Below are 20,520 nucleotides of genomic sequence, written 5' to 3' on the forward strand. Positions count from 1 at the left end.
GGTGGTCGGTTCGGTCAGGGTGCGGTCAGCGGGGGGTACGCGTCCGGACGGCGGTCCCGGTAGAACTGCCAGCGGTCGCGGACTTCCCGCAGCTTGGCCATGTCCAGGTCGCGGACGACGAGTTCGGTCTCCTTGTCGCTCGCCACCTCGCCGACGAACTGGGCCTCCGGGTCGACGAAGTACGTCGTCCCGTAGAAGTCGTTGTCGCCCAGCTCCTCGACGCCCACCCGGTTGATCGCGCCGACGAAGTACTCGTTGGCGACGGCCGCCGCGGGCTGCTCCAGCTGCCACAGGTAGGCGGACAGTCCGCGCGAGGTGGCCGACGGGTTGAAGACGATCTCGGCGCCAGCGAGACCCAACGCCCGCCAGCCTTCCGGGAAGTGGCGGTCGTAGCAGATGTACACACCGATCTTCCCGACCTTGGTGTCGAAGACCGGCCAGCCGAGGTTGCCGGGGCGGAAGTAGAACTTCTCCCAGAATCCCGGCACTTGGGGGATGTGGTGCTTGCGGTACTTGCCGAGGTAGGAGCCGTCCGCGTCGATCACCGCGGCGGTGTTGTAGAGGACGCCGGGCTGCTCCTCCTCGTACATCGGCAGGATGAGGACGATGCCCAGCTCCTTGGCGAGCGCCTGGAACCGCTTGACGATCGGGCCGTCCGGGATCTGCTCGGCGTACTCGTAGAACGCCTTGTCCTGGACCTGGCAGAAGTACGGCCCGTAGAACAGCTCCTGGAAGCACAGGACCTGAGCACCCTGCGCGGCCGCGTCCCGGGCCGCCTGCTCGTGTACCTGGATCATCGACTCCTTGTCGCCCGTCCACGCGGTCTGGAAGAGGGCGGCGCGAATCACTCTGCTCATCGGGACCTCCGGTCGCTCGGTGTGCGAGAAGGCTAGGAAGTCCGAAAGCAGGCTTTGAGTTGCAGCGTGTCACGTCTGAGGGGCCTGGGCGTGCCACGGTGTCACTCTGTCGTGAGCTCATGTTTCACCACCGTTTTCCCAGGTCGTAGCGTGTTTCAGCTCTGTTGCGCGTCGTGCGCGAGAAGCGCGATGTGCACCGAGGCGGCCTGCTCGAAGTCGTCGAGGTCGACGCCGAGCCGGCCCTGTATCGCTTCCAGCCGGCGGTAGAGCGCGGGCCGGGAGACGTGGTGGAGCTGGGCGGTGCGGGACTTGTTGCGGCCGGTGGCGAGATAGGTGCGCAGGACGGCCAGCAGGCCCTCCCCGGAGCCCGAGTCGCACAGCAGCCCGTCCAGCTCCCGCTCCGCGAAGGACTGGACGTGCGGGTCGTCGCGCAGCAGCCGGACCAGACCGCGCAGATGGACGTCCTTGAGGCGGACGACGGCCGGGAGGTCGAGTGCTCCCGAGGCGACGGCGTCCGCGACGTGCCGGGCCTCACGCATCCCGGCGGGGACGTCGTCCCAGGCGCTCCTGGGGTCGGCGGCGGCCACCACCGTCCCCGTCAGCCGCGCCGCGAAGTTCGCCGTGAGCACCGTGGCGTCCTGGTCGCGGGCCAGGCTCAGCAGGACGGCGGTGGCCCCGTCGGCGAGTTCGGCGACGATTCCGGGCAGCCCCAACAGCCGTAGCACGCGGTCGAGTTCGGCCGGATCACCGTCCCGTACGACGAGCGGCACGAAGGTGCGCCGGTTCACGGGTAGCCCGGCCGCCCGCGCGCGGGGCAGCAGCTGTCGTGCCGGTACGACCCCGCTGACCAGGTCGGTGAGCAGGCTCTGCGCGGACTGTTCCTCCCAGGTGTGGGCGGAGGTGCCGCCGAGCATGCGGTGCAGGACGAGGGACTCGGCGGCGCGGTCGGCGAGGAGACGGCCGGTCGCGGTGTCGCCCCGGTAGCCGCACAGCATGATCTGGCCCCAGCGTTCCCCGCGGCCGCCCAGTTCGGCGCGGATCCAGCCGTCGCCCTCGCTGCCGCCGGCCTGGCGGGCGATGCGCTCCCAGTCGCGCAGCACGTCGTCCACCGCGGACCGTTCCCCCGCGGTGGCGAGGACGCGGTGGGCGAGGTTGGTGACGACGACGGGACAGCCGCTGTGGTGGGCGATCTCGTCCAGCAGCCGCTGGAGCGGGGCGCCCGCGGTGATGAGTCCGGTGAGGGCGGTGCGTACCGCCTCGGACATGCTGACGGCGGCGAACTTCCGCCGTATCAACCGGGCTTGGACCTCCTCGGTCAGCTCGGCGAAGGGGAAGGGCCGGTGCAGGACGACCATGGGCAGCCCGCACCGCTCGGCGGCCCGGCGCATCACGTCCGGCGGGGCGGGGAAGGCGCGGCCGAGTCCGAGGACCACGGCCGCGGCCTCCGCGCGGTGCAGGGACTGGACGTACTCGGCCTGTTTGTCGTCGTCACCGGCGAGCAGCACGCCGGTGGTCAGGACCATCTCGCCGCCGCTGAGCATCACGCCGACGTCGGCGGCCTCGGCCACGTGCACCCAGCGCACGGCCCGGTCGAGCTGGCTCGCACCGGCCACCACCTCGGGCTCCCCGGCGAGGACCCGTTCCAGCAAGAGGACCTGGCGGACCGACAGGGTCGGCTCCAGGGACTCCAGGGGCTCCAAGGTGGTGCTCATGACGGTGTTCCCTTGCTGTGGACCTACTGGATGGTGCTCCTCAGAGCGTGTTCGAGGATCGCGGCGCCCTCCTCGGCCTCCGCGACGGTCAGGGACAGGGGCGGGGCGATCCTGAGGGCACTGGTGTTGTGTCCGCCGCCCTTGCCGAGCAGCAGCCCCTCGGCGCGGGCCGTCTCCAGGATGGCGGCCGCGGCCTGCGGGTCGGCCTCGTCGGTACCGGGCTTCACCAGCTCGACGCCGAGCATGAGCCCGCGCCCACGCACCTCCCGTACGCCCGGGATCTGCGCCGCGACGCCCCGCAGCCGCTCGATCAGCAGCCCGCCGACGCGCCGGGCGTTGCCCTGGAGGTCGTGCTCCAGCAGGTACGCCAGGTTCGCGAGGCCGGCCGCCATGGTGATCTGGGTGCCGCCGAACGTCGAAATACTGTTGGAGTCGAGGCAGTTCATGATCTCGGCGCGGGCGACGACCCCGCCGATGGACATGCCGTTGCCGATGCCCTTGGCGAAGGTGAGGATGTCCGGCGGGCCGCTTTGGTCGTGTGCCTGCCAGCCCCAGAAGTGGTCGCCGGTGCGGCCCCAGCCGGTCTGCACCTCGTCGGCGATCCAGAGGATGCCCCGCTCCTGAAGCACCTCGCGGAAGGCGGCGTAGAGGCCGTCGGGCGGGGAGGTGAAGCCGCCGACGCCCTGGATCGGCTCGGCGATCAGGGCCGCGGGCGGGCGGGTGTGACCGAGGAGGTCCTTGAGGTCGTCGACGCAGGCCGCGATGAAGTCGTCGTCACCGAGGGAGGCGTACGGGCCGCGGGTCCGCACGCCTCCGTGGACGTACAGCGTCTGGAGCGGGGACAGCGAGGTGGGCGACCAGCCGCGGTTGCCGGTGATGCCGACCGCGCTGAAGGAGCGGCCGTGGTAGCTGTTGCGCATCGCCAGGATGGTGTTGCTGCGGCGGTAGGTCGTGGCGAGCAGCAGGGCGGTGTCGTTGGCTTCGGTGCCGGAAGTCGTGAAGAAGACGCGGGCGTCCGGGATGCCGGACAACTGGGCGATACGCTCGGCCAGTTCCACCATCGGCCGGTTGAGGTAGAGAGTGGACGAATGGACGATCCTCCCGGCCTGTTCGCTCACCGCCTTGGTGACCTCGGGGAGCGCGTGCGCGGTCATCGTCGTCAGGATGCCGCCGAAGAAGTCGAGGTACTTGTTGCCCTCGGCGTCCCACACGTGCCGGCCCTCGCCGTGCGTGATCTCCAGCGGGTTCTCGTAGTAGAGGGCGAGCCAGTCGGGCAGCACGGCCCGGTGACGTCCCAGCAGGTCGTCGGTCACGGTTGCACCAGCCCCTCGTAGGCGTCCGGGCGGCGGTCGCGGTAGAACGCCCACTGCTGCCGCACTTCTTCGACGAGGTCGAAGTCCAGGTCGCGGACGACCAGTTCCTCCTCCTTGTCGCTCGCCGTGTCCCCCACGAACTGACCCCGCGGGTCGACGAAGTACGACGTCCCGTAGAAGTCGTTGTCGCCGTACTCCTCGACGCCGACCCGGTTGATGGCGGCGACGAAGTACTCGTTGGCGACGGCTGCCGCGGGCTGTTCCAGTCGCCACAGGTGGGAGGAGAGCCCCCGGTGCGTGGCGGAGGGGTTGTAGACGAGCTGGGCGCCGTTGAGGCCGAGCTGTCGCCAGCCCTCCGGGAAGTGGCGGTCGTAGCAGATGTAGACGCCGACCTTGCCCACGGCGGTGTCGAAGACCGGCCAGCCGAGGTTGCCGGGCTTGAAGTAGTACTTCTCCCAGAAGCCCTTGACCTGCGGAATGTGGTGCTTGCGGTACTTGCCGAGGACACTGCCGTCGGCGTCGATCACGACCGCGGTGTTGTAGTAGAAGCCGGACTGTTCGACCTCGAAGACCGGCACGACGATCACCATGCCGGTCTCGCGGGCGAGTTCCTGCATACGACTCGTGGTGGGGCCGTCGGGCACCGGCTCGGCCCAGCGGTAGTGCTCCGGTTCCTGGACCTGGCAGAAGTAGGGGGCGTTGAACACTTCCTGGAACCCGATGATCTTCGCGCCCTGTCGGGCCGCCTCGCGGGCGTGCTCCTCGTGTTTCGCCACCATGGACTCGGTGTCGCCGGTCCAGGTGGCCTGGACCAGAGCGGCACGTACGACGTTGGCCATGAGCTGCTCCTTCGGCGGGGACGTCAGAGCCTCTACGCCCGTAGAAGGGGCCGTAGAGGGACGAACGTAAGCCTCCTGGAGAGGCTTGCCAAGACCATCGTCGTTAACCGGCGAAGTCGATCACGTTTCACACTCCAGTGGAGGAGTGACGTGCCCGGTCAGCGGGGTTGTGAGGGACCTGTCAGGCGGAGAATCCGGCGACCCGCAGGGCGTGCACGAGGTCCCAGTGCCGCTCGTCCGAGACGCCTCGCGCGGCGGCCAGGAGGAGCGGTACGAGGATCCCCGGACCCGGCTCGGCACTGCGGGCGGCCTCCTCGGGGGTGCGGACGCGGACGTAGGCGTCGAGCAGCGCGGTGACCTCACGGCGGCGGCCCTCGGCGACCAGTTCGAGCACCGCCGCGCCGATCTCACCGGCGGGCCGCGCCACCCCCTGCCTGAGCACCTGCTCCCCGTCCGTACTCCGCCCGGCCGCGACCAGCGCGTCCGCCGCGGCCACCAGCCGGTCGGCGGGCAGCGAGGCGGCCTCCCACATCAGGGTCGACCAGTCGGCACCGAGCCCGGCGTGCTGAAGCTCGGCGGCGAGCAGCGGGAAGCGGTCGGCGGACCAGTGGGCGACCTCGACGAGCACGGCGTGCGCCTCGCCGGTACGCCCCTCCGCGCGCAGCCGCACCAGCGTCGCGACCGTCTCGGCGGTCTCCCGCCGCGCCACCACGTCCGACGGCTCGCCCCCCTGCCGCGAACTCGCCTCCGGCGCTTGCGCGGCCCCCGCGAAACGAGCCCCGCGCGGAGTCCGCCCCTTCGCCACCGGCGCGGTCGGCGGATCGGGCACGGCAGCCGGGGGTACGACGACGGCGGCGCCGCCCTCCTCGGCCACACCGGCGAAACGGGCACCGCCTCGCCGACGCTTGCGCTTTGCCTCCGGCGGTGGGGCGGTGGGGGTGGGCTGCTGCGGGGGGACGATGTCGGGGCGGGTGACCGGGGCCGGGGCCTGCTGGTACGGGGTGTAGGCCGGGTGGGAGGCGTCGAGCCGACGGAACTGGTGCGGGCCGGGGGGATCGACCTCGGCGGGGGCCCCGGGGCGCTGGGCGTATCCGGGACGGGGCGCTTCAGCGGGGCCGGGACGCTGCCGCTCATGTCCGGGTGTCTCCGCCCAGGCGGGAGTCGGCGGCTGCGGGGCGTGTCCCGGATGCGCCGCTTCGGCATGACTGGGGCGCTGCGGTGCGTGTCCGAGGGCCTCCGCCCAGACGGGAGTCGGCGGCTGCGGCGCGTGTTCGGTGCCGCCTGCTTCAACGTCACCGGAGCCCCGCGGGGCGTGCCCGGGAGCCTGCGCCCAGGCAGAAGTCGTCGACAGCGGGGCGTGTCCCGGATGCGCCGCTTCGGCAGGACGGGGACTCTGCGGCGCGTCTCCGGCAACCTCCGCCCAAGAGGGAACCGTCGAGTGCAGCGCCTGTCCCGAACGGGCTGCTCCGGTTGGGGTGGGCCACTGCGGCGCGTGTCCGGCGTGGGGCGCTTCGGCGTGCGTGGCCGACGTGGCGTCGCGCTGCTGCGGCATGTCCGGGAACTCGACCCCACGGCCGTCGGTTCCGCGGTCGCTGGTCTCGTGACCGCCGCGTCCGTGAGGTGCGGCCTCGTGGCCACCGCGCCCATGCAGTGCGCCCCCGTGGCCACCACCCCCGGTAGCGGCCGCATCCCCGTAGCGGCCGGGCTCCCGCCCACCGCCCCCTGTGCCACGGGCTACCAGCCCGCCGCTCCCAGCACCGCCCGCCGCGTGCTCACCACCCCCAGCGGGGCCCTCCCCGTAACCTCCACCGAGCCCGCGCCCGAGCCCACCGACCTCAGAGCCACCGGCCACATGCCCGCCGGTCTCAGCAGGCTCACCCCTGTCACCACCGAGCCCGCGCCCACCGACCACGTGCCCGCCGCCGGCAGCGTCACCCCCGAAACCACCGGCGCCGGAGCCCCCCACACCGCCCCCGTCGTCCCAGCCGCGATCCCCCCGCGCCCCGCCCCCGTACGCCCTCCGGAACACCCCACCCTCCGCGACCTTCCCCCGGCGGATCGCCTGGGCCTGTTCGTCCATCGCGCGGTGGTCCAACTCGGTCATCCGGGACTGGAGTTCGGCGCAGCGTCGGACGGCGCGTTCGTGGTCGTCGCGGGCCCAGGCGAGGTCCAGGCGGATGGCGTCGGCCTCCTCGTGGGTGGCGGCGGTGGCGAGTCGGCGGCCCAGTTCGGCCTGCCGTTCCGCGGCGTAGCGCTGTTCGCGGAGCATGACGTCGAAGCGGTCACCGAGGGCGTCCCGGCCGCCGGGGCGGGCGTCGTGGGCGGCCTGGGCGGCGGCATGCAGGGGGCGGGCGCGTTCCGCCTCGGCGTGGGCCACCTCGGAGCCGTACTCCGCGGCGAGGTCCTGCAGGAGGGCCTCGACCACGTCCCAGGGCGGCACTTCGCGGCCGTCGAGGCAGGCTTGCATACCGTCCGGGTCGCGCTGCCAGAACACCGCGCACCAACCGGCACCCTGATCCAGGCGCGCCAGCACACCCTCCAGGTAGGCCACGAACTCCCGCATTCGACCCGGGAGTTGATCCACTGCCATCGCTCAACTCCCGTTAGACCGGAGCACTCCGGTCCGTAAGGCAACACCAGCAGTGTTACGAACGGGCTACAGCCAGTTTGCGAAGGAGCAGCAGGAGTCTCCTGGCGCCACTCCCGGCCGGTGAGCGAACTCCCGTCACACGCCCGCCAACTCGCACAGTCCGGCCAGCTCGTCCATGGACAGCCCGAGCGCCCGGGAGAGCGCGGCCACCGTGAAGAACGCCGGGGTCGGAGCCCGCCCGGTCTCGATCTTCCGGAGCGTCTCCGGAGAGATCCCGGCGCTCGCCGCGACCTCCGCCATGCTGCGGCCGCCGCGGGCCTCGCGCAGCAGCCGGCCGAGCCGCTGGCCGCGTTCGTGTTCTTCGGGAGTGAGAGGGGTGCGCACCATGCCCCCATTCTAATACCGGTATAGTAATTGGCATGGTGGAGCTGAAGACGAACACATCGATCGATGCCATGTATGAGGCGGGACAGGTGGTCGGGCGCGCCCTGACCGCCGTACAAAAGGCCGCTGACGTGGGTGTTTCCCTGCTGGAGCTGGACGAGGTGGCGCGTGGGGTGCTGCGGGAGGCCGGGGCGACCTCGCCCTTCCTCGGCTATCGCCCCTCCTTCGCCTCCACGCCCTTCCCCGCCGTCATCTGCGCCTCCGTGAACGACGCGATCGTGCACGGCATCCCCACCGGCTACCGGCTGCGCGACGGCGACCTCGTCTCGATCGACTGCGGTGCCCAACTCGGCGGCTGGGCCGGTGACTCGGCGATCAGTTTCACGGTGGGCAGGCCGCGCGCCGACGACGTACGGCTGATCGAGACCGCGGAACGGGCACTGGCGGCCGGGATCGCGGCGGCGGTCGTGGGCAACCGCATCGGCGACATCGCGCACGCGATCGGCACGGTGTGCCGGGGCGGCGGGTTCGGCATCATGGACGACTTCGGCGGACACGGCATCGGCCGCCGTATGCACGAGGACCCGCCGGTGCCCAACGAAGGGCGCCCGGGGCGAGGGCTCGCACTGCGGCACGGCATGGTGCTCGCGATCGAGCCGATGCTCATCGCCGGCGGCACGGACGAGTACCACACGGCGCCGGACGACTGGACGCTGAAGACGAACGACGGCTCGCGCGCGGCGCACACCGAGCACACCGTGGCCATCACCGACGCGGGGCCACGAGTACTGACGGCACGCTGAGCCGGCTCTCCGCGAGGGCTCGGTGAAACCGGCGTGGCCGACCCACCGCTGAAAGTGCCCCACTCCCCCATCCGTGCGAAGGTGTAACAGGCTGACACCCGGGTTACCCGGCCCCGGCACGTCGATCAGCGAGGGTGTCCCCGGCCCTCCCCCAGACCTCGAACGGGCTCAGCCCGGGGGGACCCCCATGGGGATGCCGGATGGGAACGCCCATGACCAGCGGATTCAGCGGACCGGAAGGCTATGACGCCTTCGGAGAGTTCCTCGCCCGTTTCTTCGGCGGACCGCGCCCCGGCCCCCGGCAGATCAACATCGGCCAGTTGCTGAGCCAGCCGGCCAGGGAGCTGGTGCGGGGCGCCGCACAGTACGCCGCCGAGCACGGCAGCCGGGATCTGGACACCCAGCACCTGCTGCGGGCCGCGGTCGCCGCCGAGCCGACCCGGACCCTGCTGAGCCGGGCGGGTGCCGATCCCGACTCGCTGGCCTCGGAGATCGACGAACGCTCCGGCCCCGTCCAGCACCAGCCGGAGGAGGCCCCTCCCCCCACGTCGCTGTCCCTCACCCCGGCCGCCAAGCGCGCCCTGCTCGACGCACACGAACTGGCCCGGGCCCGGGGCGCCGGTTACATCGGCCCGGAGCATGTGCTCAGTGCCCTGGCCGCGAACCCCGACTCGGCCGCCGGGCACATCCTGAACTCGGCCCGGTTCGCCCCCACCGGTCTGCCTCCCGAGGCGGCCCCGGATGCCGGGCAGCCCCGCGGCGGCGAGGCACCGCGCAGCACGGGCACACCCACCCTCGACAAGTACGGCCGCGATCTCACCGACCTGGCCCGCCAGGGCCGTATCGATCCGGTGATCGGCCGGGACGAGGAGATCGAGCAGACCATCGAGGTGCTGTCCCGCCGCGGCAAGAACAACCCGGTGCTCATCGGTGACGCGGGCGTCGGCAAGACCGCCATCGTGGAGGGCCTGGCCCAGCGGATCGTCGACGGGGACGTGCCCGACGTGCTGATCGGGCGTCGGGTCGTCGCCCTCGACCTGACGGGGGTGGTCGCGGGTACCCGCTACCGGGGCGACTTCGAGGAGCGCCTGACGAACATCGTCGGCGAGATCCGCGACAACTCCGACCGGCTGATCGTCTTCATCGACGAGCTGCACACGGTCGTCGGCGCGGGCGGGGGCGGCGAGGGCGGCTCGATGGACGCCGGCAACATCCTCAAGCCCGCCCTGGCCCGCGGCGAGCTGCACATCGTGGGCGCGACCACGCTGGAGGAGTTCCGCCGGATCGAGAAGGACGCGGCCCTGGCCCGCCGTTTCCAGCCGATCCTGGTCCCGGAGCCCACCGCGCCGGACGCGATCGAGATCCTGCGCGGGCTGCGCGACCGCTACGAGGCCCACCACCAGGTCCGCTACACCGACGAGGCCCTGGTGGCCGCCGTGGAGCTGTCCGACCGTTATCTCAGCGACCGTCGTCTGCCGGACAAGGCGATCGACCTCATCGACCAGGCGGGGGCGCGCGTACGACTGCGGGCTCGCACCAAGGGCACAGATGTACGGACCCTGGAGCGCGAGGTCGAGCAGCTGACCCTCGACAAGGATCAGGCGGTCGCCGCCGAGCAGTACGAGCAGGCGACCCAACTGCGGGACCGTATCGCCGAGTTGAAGCAGCGGATCGAGGCGGCCGGGGACCACGACGCGGCCGACGAGGGCCAGCACCTGGAGGTCACCGCGGAGGCCATCGCCCAGGTGGTGTCCCGGTTGACCGGCATCCCGGTCAGCAGCCTCACCGAGGAGGAGAAGGACCGCCTGCTCGGCCTGGAGAACCACCTGCACGAACGAGTCGTCGGCCAGGACGAGGCCGTACGGGTCGTCTCGGACGCCGTGCTGCGCTCCCGCGCCGGCCTCGCGAGCCCGGACCGGCCGATCGGCAGCTTCCTCTTCCTCGGCCCGACCGGCGTCGGCAAGACCGAACTGGCCCGCGCCCTCGCCGAGTCCCTGTTCGGCAGCGAGGAGCGCATGGTCCGCCTGGACATGAGCGAGTACCAGGAACGCCACACGGTCAGCCGCCTGATCGGCGCCCCGCCCGGATACGTCGGCCACGAGGAGGCGGGCCAGCTGACCGAGGTGGTCCGCAGGCATCCGTACTCGCTGCTGCTCCTGGACGAGGTGGAGAAGGCCCACCCGGACGTCTTCAACATCCTCCTCCAGGTCCTCGACGACGGACGGCTCACCGACTCCCAGGGCCGCACGGTCGACTTCACCAACACGGTGATCGTGATGACCAGCAACCTCGGCTCCGAGGCGATCACTCGCAGGGGCGCGGGCATCGGCTTCGGGTCGGGTGGCACGGACGAGGAGGCTCGCCGGGAACAGATCCTGCGCCCCCTGCGCGACCACTTCCGCCCGGAGTTCTTGAACCGCATCGACGAGATCGTCGTCTTCCGCCAGCTCACCGGCGACCAACTACGCGAGATCACCAAGCTGTTGCTGGAGAACACCCGCCGCCTGCTCCGGGCGCAGGGCGTCACGGTCGACTTCACGGACAGGGCGGTCGACTGGCTTGCGGAGCACGGCTACCAACCGGAGTACGGTGCCCGCCCGTTGCGCCGAACGATCCAGCGTGAGGTCGACAACCAGCTGTCCCGCCTGCTGCTGAACGGCACCATCAGGGACGGCGGCAGGGTCACAGTAGACACAGCAGCAGGCGGTCTGACGTTCACCGAGACTCCTTAGGGGCGTGGGGAACTGCGCGACCAGCCCCCACGCACCCGCAGACGGCTACGAAGCGGGATGGACCACTTGCGCCGAGCCTCCACCGCGCCGCACGGTCTCAGCCGCCGCCAACCACTTCCCACCCGGCAACCGCTGCACACCCGTCGCCGCCCCGATCTCCGGGTTCAGCTTGAACGAATGCCCGATGGCCTCCAGCTGAGACCGCTCCCCACTGCTGTACAGCGCCGGCTCCAGCTCGGTCTGCGCGGCGTTCCGCTGACTCGCCCGAGGCGCGGCGATCGCGTCCACCAGCGGCAGCCCACGATCGACGAACTCGGTCAGCACCTGGAGCACGGTCGTGATGATGGTCGCCCCGCCGGGCGAACCCAGCGCCACCACCGGCTTGTTGTGGCGGTCGAGCACGATCGTCGGTGAGATCGAGGACCGCGGCCGCTTGCCGGGCCCCGGCAGGTTCGGGTCGTGGACGGCCGGGTTGGCCGGAGTGAAGGAGAAGTCCGTCAGCTCGTTGTTGAGGATGAACCCGCGCCCGGGGACGGTGATCGCGCTACCACCGGTCTGCTCGATGGTCAGGGTGTAGGAGACGACGTTCCCCCACTTGTCGGCCACCGTCAGATGCGTGGTGTTCTCCCCTTCGTACGTCGTCGGGGCCGCCGTGCCCCGGTCCGAGCAGGCCCCCGGATGACGCGGGTCTCCCGGCGCCACCGGACTCGTGAGCACCGCGTCGTCCTTGATCAGGCAGGCCCGCGAGTCGGCGAACTTCTGCGACAGCAGCCCCTTCGTCGGTACGTCCTCGAAGGCGGGGTCGCCGACCCAGCGCCCCCGGTCCGCGAACGCGATCCGGCTGGCCTCGATGTAGTGGTGCAGGTACTGGACCTCACTGGCCTTCGAAAGGTCGGTGTGCTCAAGGATGTTGAGGGCCTCGCCGACCGTCGTACCGCCGGAGGAGGAGGGCGCGATGGAGTAGACCCCGAGTCCGCGATAGGAGGTCTTGGCGGGCTTCTGGAGCTTGGCCCGGTAGGCGGCGAGGTCCTTCTCGGACAGCTCGCCCGGCCGCGCGTTCCAGCCCGAACCCGGGTCCACCGGCGGGTTGTTCACGGTGTCGACGATGTCGTCGCCGAGGTCGCCGTGGTAGATCGCGCCGACGCCCCTGCGGCCCAACTCCTGGTAGGTGCGGGCGAGATCGGGGTTCTTGAAGGTGGATCCGACGACCGGCAGCCGTCCGCCCGGCAGGAACAGCTTCGCGGTGTCCGGGAAGTACCGGAACCGGGCCTCGTTGGACGCGGTCTGCGAGCGGAAGGTGTCGTCGACCGTGAACCCGTCACGGGCGATCCGCTCGGCCGGCTTCAGGACGCTGCCGAGCGATCTGCTGCCCCACTCGTCCAGCGCCGTGTCCCACGTGGCCGGCGTGCCCGGGGTGCCGACGCTCAGCCCGCTGCTGACGGCGTCGGCGAAGGCGAGCGGCTTGCCGTTCTCCACGAACAGGTCGGAGTCGGCGGTCAGCGGTGCCGTCTCGCGGCCGTCGATCGTGTGGACCGTACGGGACTTGGCGTCGTAGTAGACGAAGTAACCGCCCCCGCCGATGCCGGAGGAGTACGGCTCGGTGACACCGAGCGCGGCGGCGGTGGCGACGGCCGCGTCGACCGCGTTGCCGCCCTTCCTCAGGACCTCGATGCCGGCGGCGGAGGCGTCCGCGTCGACGCTGGAGACGGCACCGCCGTAACCGACGGCGACGGGTACTTTCTCGGGTGTCGAGGTGGCCTGCGGCGGTGCTGCCGCTCCCACCGACACCACGGCGGCCGAGACCGCCAGGACCGACAGTTTCCGTGCGACAGGGCGACGCATCCGTACCTCCAGTCCAGGACCGTCCGCGCAGCGTAACCACATCGCCGGGGCCCCGACAGCCCTCTTCGGGTCAGGTGTCATACGAATGCCACACTTCGAACACCGGTACGTAGGAGTCGTGTCGGCCCGCTAGCATGCGCGCACATGACAGACGACGTGCGCAACATCGTCCTGGGCGTGGTGGCGGCGGGGATCAGCGCCGCGCTCGGCTGGCTCGCCCGGACGTATCTGTGGAAGCGGAAACTCCGCCGCAAGCAGGCGTTCTTCGGGCTGCCGGACAACTCCGAGTCACTGCTGGTCGTGAACCGCGGTGCGAGCGGCCCGGACCTCGCGGTGATGCGCTACGACGTGTTCGCCCTCCTCGAACTGGCCGCGCTCATCAAGGACTGCAACGCCCACGCCCAGGTCCTCCCGCACGACGCGGCACGCCAGGGCTTCGGCGAGCGCACCGAGTTCTGCGTGGGCGGTCCGGCCTCCAACCGCCGTATGGCCGCCCATCTCTCCTCCCTGCTGCCCGGCGTCCGGGTGAACGTGGACGCCGAACCGAGCCCGGACCGCGGCGCCTTCCAGGTGGGCACCGAGCGCTACCGCGTGGAGGTCGGCACCTCCGAGTACGCCCTCCTCGCCCGGCTCACCGTCGAGCAGAGCAACGGCGCCCGGCCCGTCTTCCTCTTCTGCGGCCAGACCGCGATCACCAACCAGGCCACGACCCGCTATCTGGCCCGCAACCACGAGCGGTTGACCCGCAAGTACGGCGACGGCAGCTTCGTACTGCTGCTGAAGGTGGTCAACTCCGGTGCGTACGGGCCGGACGTCGTGGAGCTGGTCGCGGACGTGACGCGGGAGGCCAAGACGCCCCTTCCGGCGCCCGCGGCTCCACGGAACAGCCACCGCGCCTCCTGAATTGATTCACACCACAACAATCGTTACTCCCACGTAACTTACCGACGGGTTACCTCCGGTAAAGCAGCGAGGTTACCGTCTGGTCACTTTGCATTGACACGAGTAGGGAGTGACCCGTGGGACACCCTCGCAAGGCCCTGCGTACGACCACCGTGGGCGCCGTCTCCGCGACCCTGATCGCCGGTAGCGCCCTCGGACTCGCCCCCACCGCCCAGGCCGCGGACGCCGTCCGCTTCGTCGACATCGCCGGTGACGGCGGCACCGTCCTCAAGGCGAACGTGATCACGCCCGCCGGAGCCGACGGCTCACAGCGCTACCCGCTGCTCGTCCTGCCCACGAGCTGGGGCCTGCCCCAGGTCGAGTACCTCGCCCAGGCCCAGAAGCTCGCGAACTCCGGGTACATCGTGGTCAGTTACAACGTCCGCGGGTTCTGGCAGTCGGGCGGGGAGATAGAAGTGGCGGGCCCACCCGACACCGCCGACGCCTCCAAGGTGATCGACTGGGCGCTCGCCAACACCCCTGCGGACGAACGGCACATCGGCATGGCGGGCGTCTCGTACGGCGCCGGCATCAGCCTCCTCGCCGCCGCGCACGACAAGCGCATCAAGGCCGTCGCCGCCCTCAGCGGCTGGGCCGACCTGATCGACTCGATCTACTCCGGGCGCACCCAGCATGTCCAGGCGGCGGCCGTGCTGGACGGCGCGAGCCTGGTCACCGGCCGCCAGAGCGCCGAGATCCGGCAGATCTTCGACAACTTCTACGCGTCGAACCTGTCGAAGGAACAGGAGATGATCGACTGGGGGAAGAAACGTTCGGCCGCCACATACGTGGACCAACTCAACCAGAACGGCGCGGCGGTCATGATGGCCAACGCGTGGGGCGACACGGTCTTCGCGCCCAACCAGTACGCGGACTTCTACGAGAAGCTGACCGGCCCGAAGAGACTGGAGCTGCGACCCGGCGACCACGCCACGGCCGAGCTGACCGGCCTGTTCGGCCTCCCCAACGACGTGTGGACCGACACCGGGCGCTGGTTCGACCACTACCTCAAGGGCGAGGACAACGGGATCGACCGCGAGCAGCCGGTCCGGCTCAAGTCCCGTTCCACAGGCGGCTACGAGGCCTATCCCGACTGGAAGTCCGTCGGCGCCACGCGGAAGAAGATCGCCCTCTCGGGCACCACCACGATCCACACCAACGTCGACTCGGGCGCGGACGGCGGGATCGTCTTCCTGTCCAGCATCCTCGACCAGATCGCCCAGGCTCCCCCGGTCGCCTCGATCCCCCTGCTGCCCCGCCGCTGGGCCGCCGTATGGCAGTCGGAGAAGTACGCGAGCGCCCAACAGGTGCGCGGCACCGCGAAGTTGCACACCACGTTGACCCCCACCAAGGAGAGCGGCACCCTCGTCGCCTACCTGTACGACGTGGGGCCGCTCGGCCTCGGCAAGCTGGTCTCCAACGCGCCGTACACCTTCCACGGACAGACACCCGGGAAGCCGTTCGACGTCGACCTGGAGCTGTTCTCCACGGCCTACGACGTCCCGGCAGGGCACCGTCTGGCCCTGGTGGTCGACACGGTCGACCCGCTCTACATCGAGCACAACCCGTCCGGCGCCCAGCTGACCTTCTCCTCGCCGGCGAACGACCCGTCGTACGTGTCGATTCCGCTGCGCGAGCAGTGATCTCCGGCCGGCGCCGGGCGGGTATGGCTCTGTGACTGCTGCCCCCTACGGCTGACGGGCCGTGGGGGGACCTCCACCCGGCAGCAGCGCCCCTGGAGGATCGGCCGCCGCCACTGTGGGGGTGAGCGAACCATCGTAGTCGAGGCTCGAGGACATGGCCGTCGCCCCTCTCAGTGCTTGAGGATCTTGGAGAGGAAGTCCCTGGCGCGCTCGCTGTCCGGGTTGGTGAAGAAGTCGTCGGGGGCGCGGTCCTCGACGATGCGGCCGTCGGCCATGAACACCACGCGGTTGGCGGCCGAGCGGGCGAAGCCCATCTCGTGGGTGACGACGACCATGGTCATGCCCTCCCGGGCCAGTTGCTGCATGACCTCCAGGACCTCGTTGATCATCTCCGGGTCGAGGGCCGAGGTCGGCTCGTCGAACAGCAGGGCCTTGGGCTCCATGGCGAGGGCGCGGGCGATGGCCACGCGCTGCTGCTGACCGCCGGAGAGCTGGGCCGGGTACTTGTCCGCCTGGTCGGCGAGGCCCACCCGGTCGAGGAGTTGGCGGGAACGCTGGTCGGCCTGGTCCTTCTTGCGGCCGCGGACCTTGACCTGGGCCAGCGAGACGTTCTGCAGGACCGTCTTGTGGGCGAACAGGTTGAAGGACTGGAAGACCATGCCGACCTCGGCACGGAGCTTCGCGAGGGCCTTGCCCTCCTCGGGCAGCGGCTGCCCGTCGAGCGTGATGGAACCGGACTTGATGGTCTCCAGGCGGTTGATCGTCCTGCAGAGCGTGGACTTGCCCGACCCCGAAGGGCCGATGACCACGACCACCTCCCCCTTGCCGACGGTGAGGTTGATGTCCTGCAGGACATGCAGCTCCCCGTAGTACTTGTTGACGTCACGCAGTTCGATCAACGGATCGACGACGGCCATACCCAGCCCTACTTACTCTCAGCTGTGTCGTGGTTGCCGCAACTTATCGAGGCAAGATCGCACTTAAGGAACGACACGCACTTTTCGGTCATTAGCCGTATTTACGCCGTACTTACGGCCAGGGATTCACTCCTCGGCGACCTCGGCGTAGAGCTGCGACAGCTCGGGCACCCCGCTCGCGGCCCACTCGTGACCGGAGGCCACGACGTCGAACTCACGGCCCGATGCCAGCCGGATCACCGGCTGGCCGTCCGCGCGCAGATCCCAGGCCGCCCCGGGGACGGTCCGCACGATGACCGTGCCCAGGTAGAGCCCCGCGTCGTTGCCGAGCCAGAGCAGGATCTCCTCGTCGTCCCGCCAGCCCGGCACCAGCTGGTCGAGCGCCTCCAACGAGGCCGCTGTGTCGTCCAGTCGGACACCTGAACGGGAGGCGTGGGAGCGCAGGAGCTCGCACTCGGAGAGGAGTTCGGCGATTCCCTCGGGATCGCGGGTCCCCGGTTTCTCACTCCAGCCGCCCAGAAAAGGGATCTTCATACACCCAGCGTGTCACTCACCCGGCCGCGTGCACCACAGGCGCGCGGGCCGTCGTTGCCCGTCGGCTTCACGCAGGGCGCGTGCACGTGCCGCTGATGTCGCCTTGCCTGCGTGATGCACCTTTCGTCCCTCGCGAGCAGCGGGAGACGGGTGGGCACCGACGTGTCCGGGGTGGTGCGGCGGCCTCTGTTCGCGTCCCTGTGCGTCCGACCGCCGGTCCGGCCAAGTGGGCGCGGCACCCGGCACGGTGAGGGTACGGCCCGGCGTCCGGTCGGCTGCCGTGAGGCCCTGTGCCGACAGCGAGGTGCCGAGCCGTCGAGGTCCGCCCTGCGGGGCCGGGCCTCGTCGCCGACCCCGGTGTTGTCGCCGGTGTTGTCGAAGGATCTAGACGTCCAGGTCGACGACGACCGGCGCATGGTCGGACGCGCCCTTGCCCTTGCGCTCCTCGCGGTCGACGTAGGCGTCGGTGACCGCCTTCGCGAACGGCGCGTTGCCGTACACGAGGTCGATGCGCATGCCGCGGTTCTTGGGGAAGCAGAGCTGGCGGTAGTCCCAGTACGTGAACGGGTGGTCGTACTTGAGGGGCCTCGGGACCACGTCCGACAGGCCCGCCTCGCGCAGGGAGGCGAGGGCGGCGCGCTCGGCCGGGGTGACGTGGGTGAGGCCCTCGAAGGCGGCCACGTCGTGGACGTCGTCGTCCGTCGGCGCCACGTTGTAGTCGCCCAGGACCGCAAAGGGGCGGGTGCCCGCCGCGTCACCGGCGACGGCGGCCTTGAGGGCCTCGAACCACTGGAGCTTGTAGGCGTAGTGCGGGTGGTCGACCTCGCGGCCGTTGGGCACGTACACCGACCAGACGCGGACCGGGCCGCAGGTCGCGGAGATCGCGCGGGGCTCCGTGACGCCGTCGTAGCCGGGGTCGCCGGGCAGGCCCTTGACGACGTCCTCGAGGCCCACCCGGGAGATCACCGCCACGCCGTTCCACCGCCCCGTCGCGTGGACCGCCGCCTCGTAGCCCGCCTCGCGCAGCTGGTCGAACGGGAACTGCTCCTCGGCGATCTTGGCCTCCTGGAGGCACAGCACATCGGTGCCGGTGCTCTCCAGCCAGGCCAGCAGCCTCGGGAGGCGGGCGGTGATCGAGTTGACGTTCCAGGTCGCGATGCGCATGCCTGACAACCTACCGGGCGGCACTGACACTCAGAGAGCCGTGCTCTCCCCCGGCTTCAGCCGCAGGTGCTCCGCGCCGCCGAGGGCGCCGATCTGGTTGTCGTAGATCGGGCGGGCGAGGTCCGTGAGGAGGGCGTCGTGGATGTCGTAGGCGCGCTGGGGCTTGACCTCACGGACGTAGTCGATGACCTCGGAGATCTTGCTCCAGGGGGCCATGACGGGGAGCATCAGCGTCTCGACGGTGTGGTCGGGGACGGTGAGGGCGTCGCCGGGGTGGAAGACGGTGCCGCCGTCGATCAGGTAGCCGACGTTGGTGATGCGCGGGATGTCCGGGTGGATCACGGCGTGCAGTTCGCCGTGGACCTGGACGTCGAAGCCGGCGGCGGTGAAGGAGTCGCCGTGGCCGACGGTGTGCACGCGGCCCGGGAAGGCCGCCCGGATCTTCTCGGCGACCGACTTCAGCGTCCAGATCTCGGCAGCCGGGTTGGCGTCCAGGGCCGTGCGGAGCCGGTCCTCGCTGAAGTGGTCGAGGTGCTCGTGCGTGACGAGGATCGCGTCGGCGCCGAGGGCGGCGTCCTCCTCGCTGAAGGCCCCGGGGTCCAGGACGAGCGTCTGTCCGTCCTTCTCAAGACGGACACAGGCGTGCGACATCTTCGTGAGCTTCATGGGTCCATCCTGCCTCCCGTCCCGCGCGAACGGGCAGCACAGGCAGGTGCTCTGGCCACCCGCCTCAGACGATCACTCGGTAGGGGTGGTCTCGTCCCGGATGACCTGCTGGGCCACCCTGAACGCGCTGTTGGCCGCCGGGACACCGCAGTGGACGGCCGCCTGGAGCAGCACTTCCTTGATCTCGGAGGGGGTCAGGCCGTTGCGCAGGGCGGCCCGGGTGTGGACGGCCAGCTCGTCCACGTGCCCGCCCGCGACCAGCGCGCTGAGGGTGGCGACACTGCGGGAACGGCGGTCGAGCCCTGGCCTGTCCCAGATCTCGCCCCAGGCATAACGGGTGATGAGCTCCTGGAAGTCGCCGGAGAAGTCGTCGGCCTGCGCCAGTACCCGGTCGACGTGCGCATCGCCGAGCACCTCGCGGCGCACCTTGAGGCCGGCGTCGTACGGGTCCGCACGGCCCGTCGTCCGGGGGTCGGGGGCGACCGGGGCGATCTCGGCGATCGGCACGGGGTGCGGCGGCGCGGACATGAGGACCGGCGTGACCGGGGCGGTCGGGATCGCCGTCTGGCCGGTGCTGGAGTCGAAGGCGGGCTGCCAGGCGGTGGAGAAGTGTCTGACGAGCAGGTCGGTGACGGCGGCCGGCTGCTCGACCGGCACCAGATGGGAGGCGCCGGGTACGACGGCGAGCCGGGCGTCCGGGATGCCCGCGACCAGGGTGCGGGCCTCGGCCGGGCCGGTGACCTGGTCGTCGGAGCCGACGAGGACCAGCGTCGGCACACCGACGCTCGCCAGGTCGGCCCGCACATCGAAGGAGGCGAGCGCCTCGCAGGCAGCGATGTAGCAGCCGGGGTCGGTGGTGCGCACCATCTGCACGGCCCACTCGGTGATCGCGGGCTGGGCGGCCGCGAACCCGGAGGTGAACCAGCGGTCGGGCGACGTGCGGGCAATGGGATCGAGCCCGTTCGTCCGTACGATCACCCCGCGCTGGCGGAACTCGTCGGCCGTGCCGAAACGGGGCGAGGCGGCGATCAGCGCGAGCGAGGCGAGTCGCTCGGGGTGGCGCAAGGCCAGCTCCATGCCGACCGCGCCGCCGAGCGCGCAGCCCGCGTAGCCGAAGCGCTGCACCCCGAACTGGTCGAGCGTGGCGAGCAGCCGGTCGGTGAGGTCACCGACCGAACCCACCGGGTATGCGGGCGCGCCGCCGTGTCCCGGCAGGTCGAACCGGAAGACGCGCCACTGCTTGACCAGTTCGGGGACCTGGCGGTCCCACATGTGCCAGGTGGTACCCAGGGAGGGGCCCAGGATCAGGACAGGTGCGTCTTCAGGCCCGTCAAAACGGTATTGCAGGGTGTTCGGTTGTGTCTCGCTCACCCGTCTGAGCCTCTCATCTGTCACGAGATGTCACATCGCCGGGGTCGACCGAGCGGGCCTTGCCCCGCTCCGGTCCTGCCAACGAGAACCCAGGTATACATTCTCCGGCATGTACTCGTGGCGGTGTCGGCAGTGGCCCTCCGGGCGCGTGCCCTCCTTCAGTCGCTACGAGCAACGCTTTCCTCTTTGATCACGGCCTCCAGGCGGTTCA

General features: G+C 70.7%; 16 protein-coding genes. 4 read left to right on the plus strand and 12 right to left on the minus strand.

The genetic code is table 11. The annotated features are described in order from the left end of the window. Positions 1-14: 14 nt before the first annotated feature. The 6 genes from ABZT02_RS28930 to ABZT02_RS28955 form a co-directional block, all read right to left on the minus strand. Positions 15-857 (minus strand): nitrilase-related carbon-nitrogen hydrolase, encoded by an 843-nt coding sequence (locus ABZT02_RS28930; RefSeq protein ID WP_242763426.1) that lies wholly within the window; start codon positions 855-857, stop codon positions 15-17. Between the two features lie 155 nt (positions 858-1,012). Then, the gene (locus tag ABZT02_RS28935; RefSeq protein WP_356022405.1) at positions 1,013-2,569 is read right to left on the minus strand and encodes a PucR family transcriptional regulator; all 1,557 of its coding nucleotides are present in this window, start codon (positions 2,567-2,569) and stop codon (positions 1,013-1,015) included. 23 nt (positions 2,570-2,592) lie between these two features. Beyond that, entirely contained in the window at positions 2,593-3,882 is a 1,290-nt protein-coding gene (locus tag ABZT02_RS28940; RefSeq protein WP_356022407.1) for an aspartate aminotransferase family protein, read from the minus strand. Continuing rightward, positions 3,879-4,721, minus strand: a complete 843-nt coding sequence (locus ABZT02_RS28945; protein WP_356022410.1) for a nitrilase-related carbon-nitrogen hydrolase — start codon at positions 4,719-4,721, stop codon at positions 3,879-3,881. Before ABZT02_RS28945 ends, ABZT02_RS28940 begins: the two co-directional genes overlap by 4 nt. Positions 4,722-4,902: 181 nt before the next feature. Beyond that, the gene (locus ABZT02_RS28950) at positions 4,903-7,311 is read right to left on the minus strand and encodes a hypothetical protein (RefSeq protein WP_356022412.1); all 2,409 of its coding nucleotides are present in this window, start codon (positions 7,309-7,311) and stop codon (positions 4,903-4,905) included. A 135-nt stretch (positions 7,312-7,446) separates the two neighbouring features. After that, a complete protein-coding gene (locus tag ABZT02_RS28955; RefSeq protein WP_356022415.1) occupies positions 7,447-7,698 on the minus strand; it encodes a helix-turn-helix transcriptional regulator in 252 nt (83 codons plus the stop codon). 32 nt (positions 7,699-7,730) lie between these two features. On the opposite strand from ABZT02_RS28955, the gene map reads away from it, so the two are divergent. Then, entirely contained in the window at positions 7,731-8,498 is a 768-nt protein-coding gene (map, locus tag ABZT02_RS28960; protein WP_356022417.1) for a type I methionyl aminopeptidase, read from the plus strand. A gap of 212 nt (positions 8,499-8,710) precedes the next feature. Beyond that, entirely contained in the window at positions 8,711-11,230 is a 2,520-nt protein-coding gene (locus ABZT02_RS28965) for an ATP-dependent Clp protease ATP-binding subunit (protein WP_356022419.1), read from the plus strand. A 45-nt stretch (positions 11,231-11,275) separates the two neighbouring features. Here ABZT02_RS28965 and ggt read toward each other — a convergent pair whose 3' ends face one another. After that, positions 11,276-13,072: a gamma-glutamyltransferase gene (ggt, locus tag ABZT02_RS28970; protein ID WP_356022421.1), complete on the minus strand. Its 1,797-nt coding sequence runs from the start codon at positions 13,070-13,072 to the stop codon at positions 11,276-11,278. A gap of 144 nt (positions 13,073-13,216) precedes the next feature. On the opposite strand from ggt, the gene ABZT02_RS28975 reads away from it, so the two are divergent. Together ABZT02_RS28975 and ABZT02_RS28980 are read left to right on the plus strand one after the other, a co-directional pair. Continuing rightward, positions 13,217-13,975: a hypothetical protein gene (locus ABZT02_RS28975; RefSeq protein WP_356022423.1), complete on the plus strand. Its 759-nt coding sequence runs from the start codon at positions 13,217-13,219 to the stop codon at positions 13,973-13,975. A 116-nt stretch (positions 13,976-14,091) separates the two neighbouring features. Beyond that, entirely contained in the window at positions 14,092-15,657 is a 1,566-nt protein-coding gene (locus ABZT02_RS28980; RefSeq protein ID WP_356022426.1) for a CocE/NonD family hydrolase, read from the plus strand. A 170-nt stretch (positions 15,658-15,827) separates the two neighbouring features. On the opposite strand, the gene ABZT02_RS28985 is transcribed toward ABZT02_RS28980, so the two are convergent. From ABZT02_RS28985 to pcaC, 5 genes are all read right to left on the minus strand, one after another. Further along, the gene (locus ABZT02_RS28985) at positions 15,828-16,574 is read right to left on the minus strand and encodes an amino acid ABC transporter ATP-binding protein (protein WP_356022428.1); all 747 of its coding nucleotides are present in this window, start codon (positions 16,572-16,574) and stop codon (positions 15,828-15,830) included. A gap of 126 nt (positions 16,575-16,700) precedes the next feature. Then, on the minus strand, positions 16,701-17,108 hold the full coding sequence (locus ABZT02_RS28990) for a DUF6278 family protein (protein WP_356022430.1): 408 nt from the start codon (positions 17,106-17,108) through the stop codon (positions 16,701-16,703). 384 nt (positions 17,109-17,492) lie between these two features. Further along, a complete protein-coding gene (locus ABZT02_RS28995; RefSeq protein ID WP_356022433.1) occupies positions 17,493-18,272 on the minus strand; it encodes an exodeoxyribonuclease III in 780 nt (259 codons plus the stop codon). Positions 18,273-18,302: 30 nt separating this feature from the next. Beyond that, the gene (locus ABZT02_RS29000) at positions 18,303-18,938 is read right to left on the minus strand and encodes an MBL fold metallo-hydrolase (RefSeq protein ID WP_356022435.1); all 636 of its coding nucleotides are present in this window, start codon (positions 18,936-18,938) and stop codon (positions 18,303-18,305) included. A 72-nt stretch (positions 18,939-19,010) separates the two neighbouring features. Continuing rightward, a complete protein-coding gene (pcaC, locus tag ABZT02_RS29005) occupies positions 19,011-20,309 on the minus strand; it encodes a 4-carboxymuconolactone decarboxylase (RefSeq protein ID WP_356022438.1) in 1,299 nt (432 codons plus the stop codon). Positions 20,310-20,520: the final 211 nt, after the last annotated feature.

This window comes from Streptomyces sp. NPDC005402, from assembly GCF_040606575.1.
In the GTDB taxonomy this organism is placed as follows: domain Bacteria; phylum Actinomycetota; class Actinomycetes; order Streptomycetales; family Streptomycetaceae; genus Streptomyces.

What these genes read in the sequence shown, in the direction of transcription:
- ABZT02_RS28930 (WP_242763426.1), bottom strand. Translation starts at nt 857, where the DNA reads ATGAGCAGAGTGATTCGCGCCGCCCTCTTCCAGACCGCGTGGACGGGC.
- ABZT02_RS28945 (WP_356022410.1), bottom strand. Translation starts at nt 4,721, where the DNA reads ATGGCCAACGTCGTACGTGCCGCTCTGGTCCAGGCCACCTGGACCGGC.
- ggt (WP_356022421.1), bottom strand. Translation starts at nt 13,072, where the DNA reads ATGCGTCGCCCTGTCGCACGGAAACTGTCGGTCCTGGCGGTCTCGGCC.
- ABZT02_RS29000 (WP_356022435.1), bottom strand. Translation starts at nt 18,938, where the DNA reads ATGAAGCTCACGAAGATGTCGCACGCCTGTGTCCGTCTTGAGAAGGAC.
- ABZT02_RS28990 (WP_356022430.1), bottom strand. Translation starts at nt 17,108, where the DNA reads ATGAAGATCCCTTTTCTGGGCGGCTGGAGTGAGAAACCGGGGACCCGC.
- ABZT02_RS28995 (WP_356022433.1), bottom strand. Translation starts at nt 18,272, where the DNA reads ATGCGCATCGCGACCTGGAACGTCAACTCGATCACCGCCCGCCTCCCG.
- ABZT02_RS28935 (WP_356022405.1), bottom strand. Translation starts at nt 2,569, where the DNA reads ATGAGCACCACCTTGGAGCCCCTGGAGTCCCTGGAGCCGACCCTGTCG.
- ABZT02_RS28975 (WP_356022423.1), top strand. Translation starts at nt 13,217, where the DNA reads ATGACAGACGACGTGCGCAACATCGTCCTGGGCGTGGTGGCGGCGGGG.
- ABZT02_RS28955 (WP_356022415.1), bottom strand. Translation starts at nt 7,698, where the DNA reads ATGGTGCGCACCCCTCTCACTCCCGAAGAACACGAACGCGGCCAGCGG.
- ABZT02_RS28950 (WP_356022412.1), bottom strand. Translation starts at nt 7,311, where the DNA reads ATGGCAGTGGATCAACTCCCGGGTCGAATGCGGGAGTTCGTGGCCTAC.
- map (WP_356022417.1), top strand. Translation starts at nt 7,731, where the DNA reads ATGGTGGAGCTGAAGACGAACACATCGATCGATGCCATGTATGAGGCG.
- ABZT02_RS28965 (WP_356022419.1), top strand. Translation starts at nt 8,711, where the DNA reads ATGACCAGCGGATTCAGCGGACCGGAAGGCTATGACGCCTTCGGAGAG.
- ABZT02_RS28985 (WP_356022428.1), bottom strand. Translation starts at nt 16,574, where the DNA reads ATGGCCGTCGTCGATCCGTTGATCGAACTGCGTGACGTCAACAAGTAC.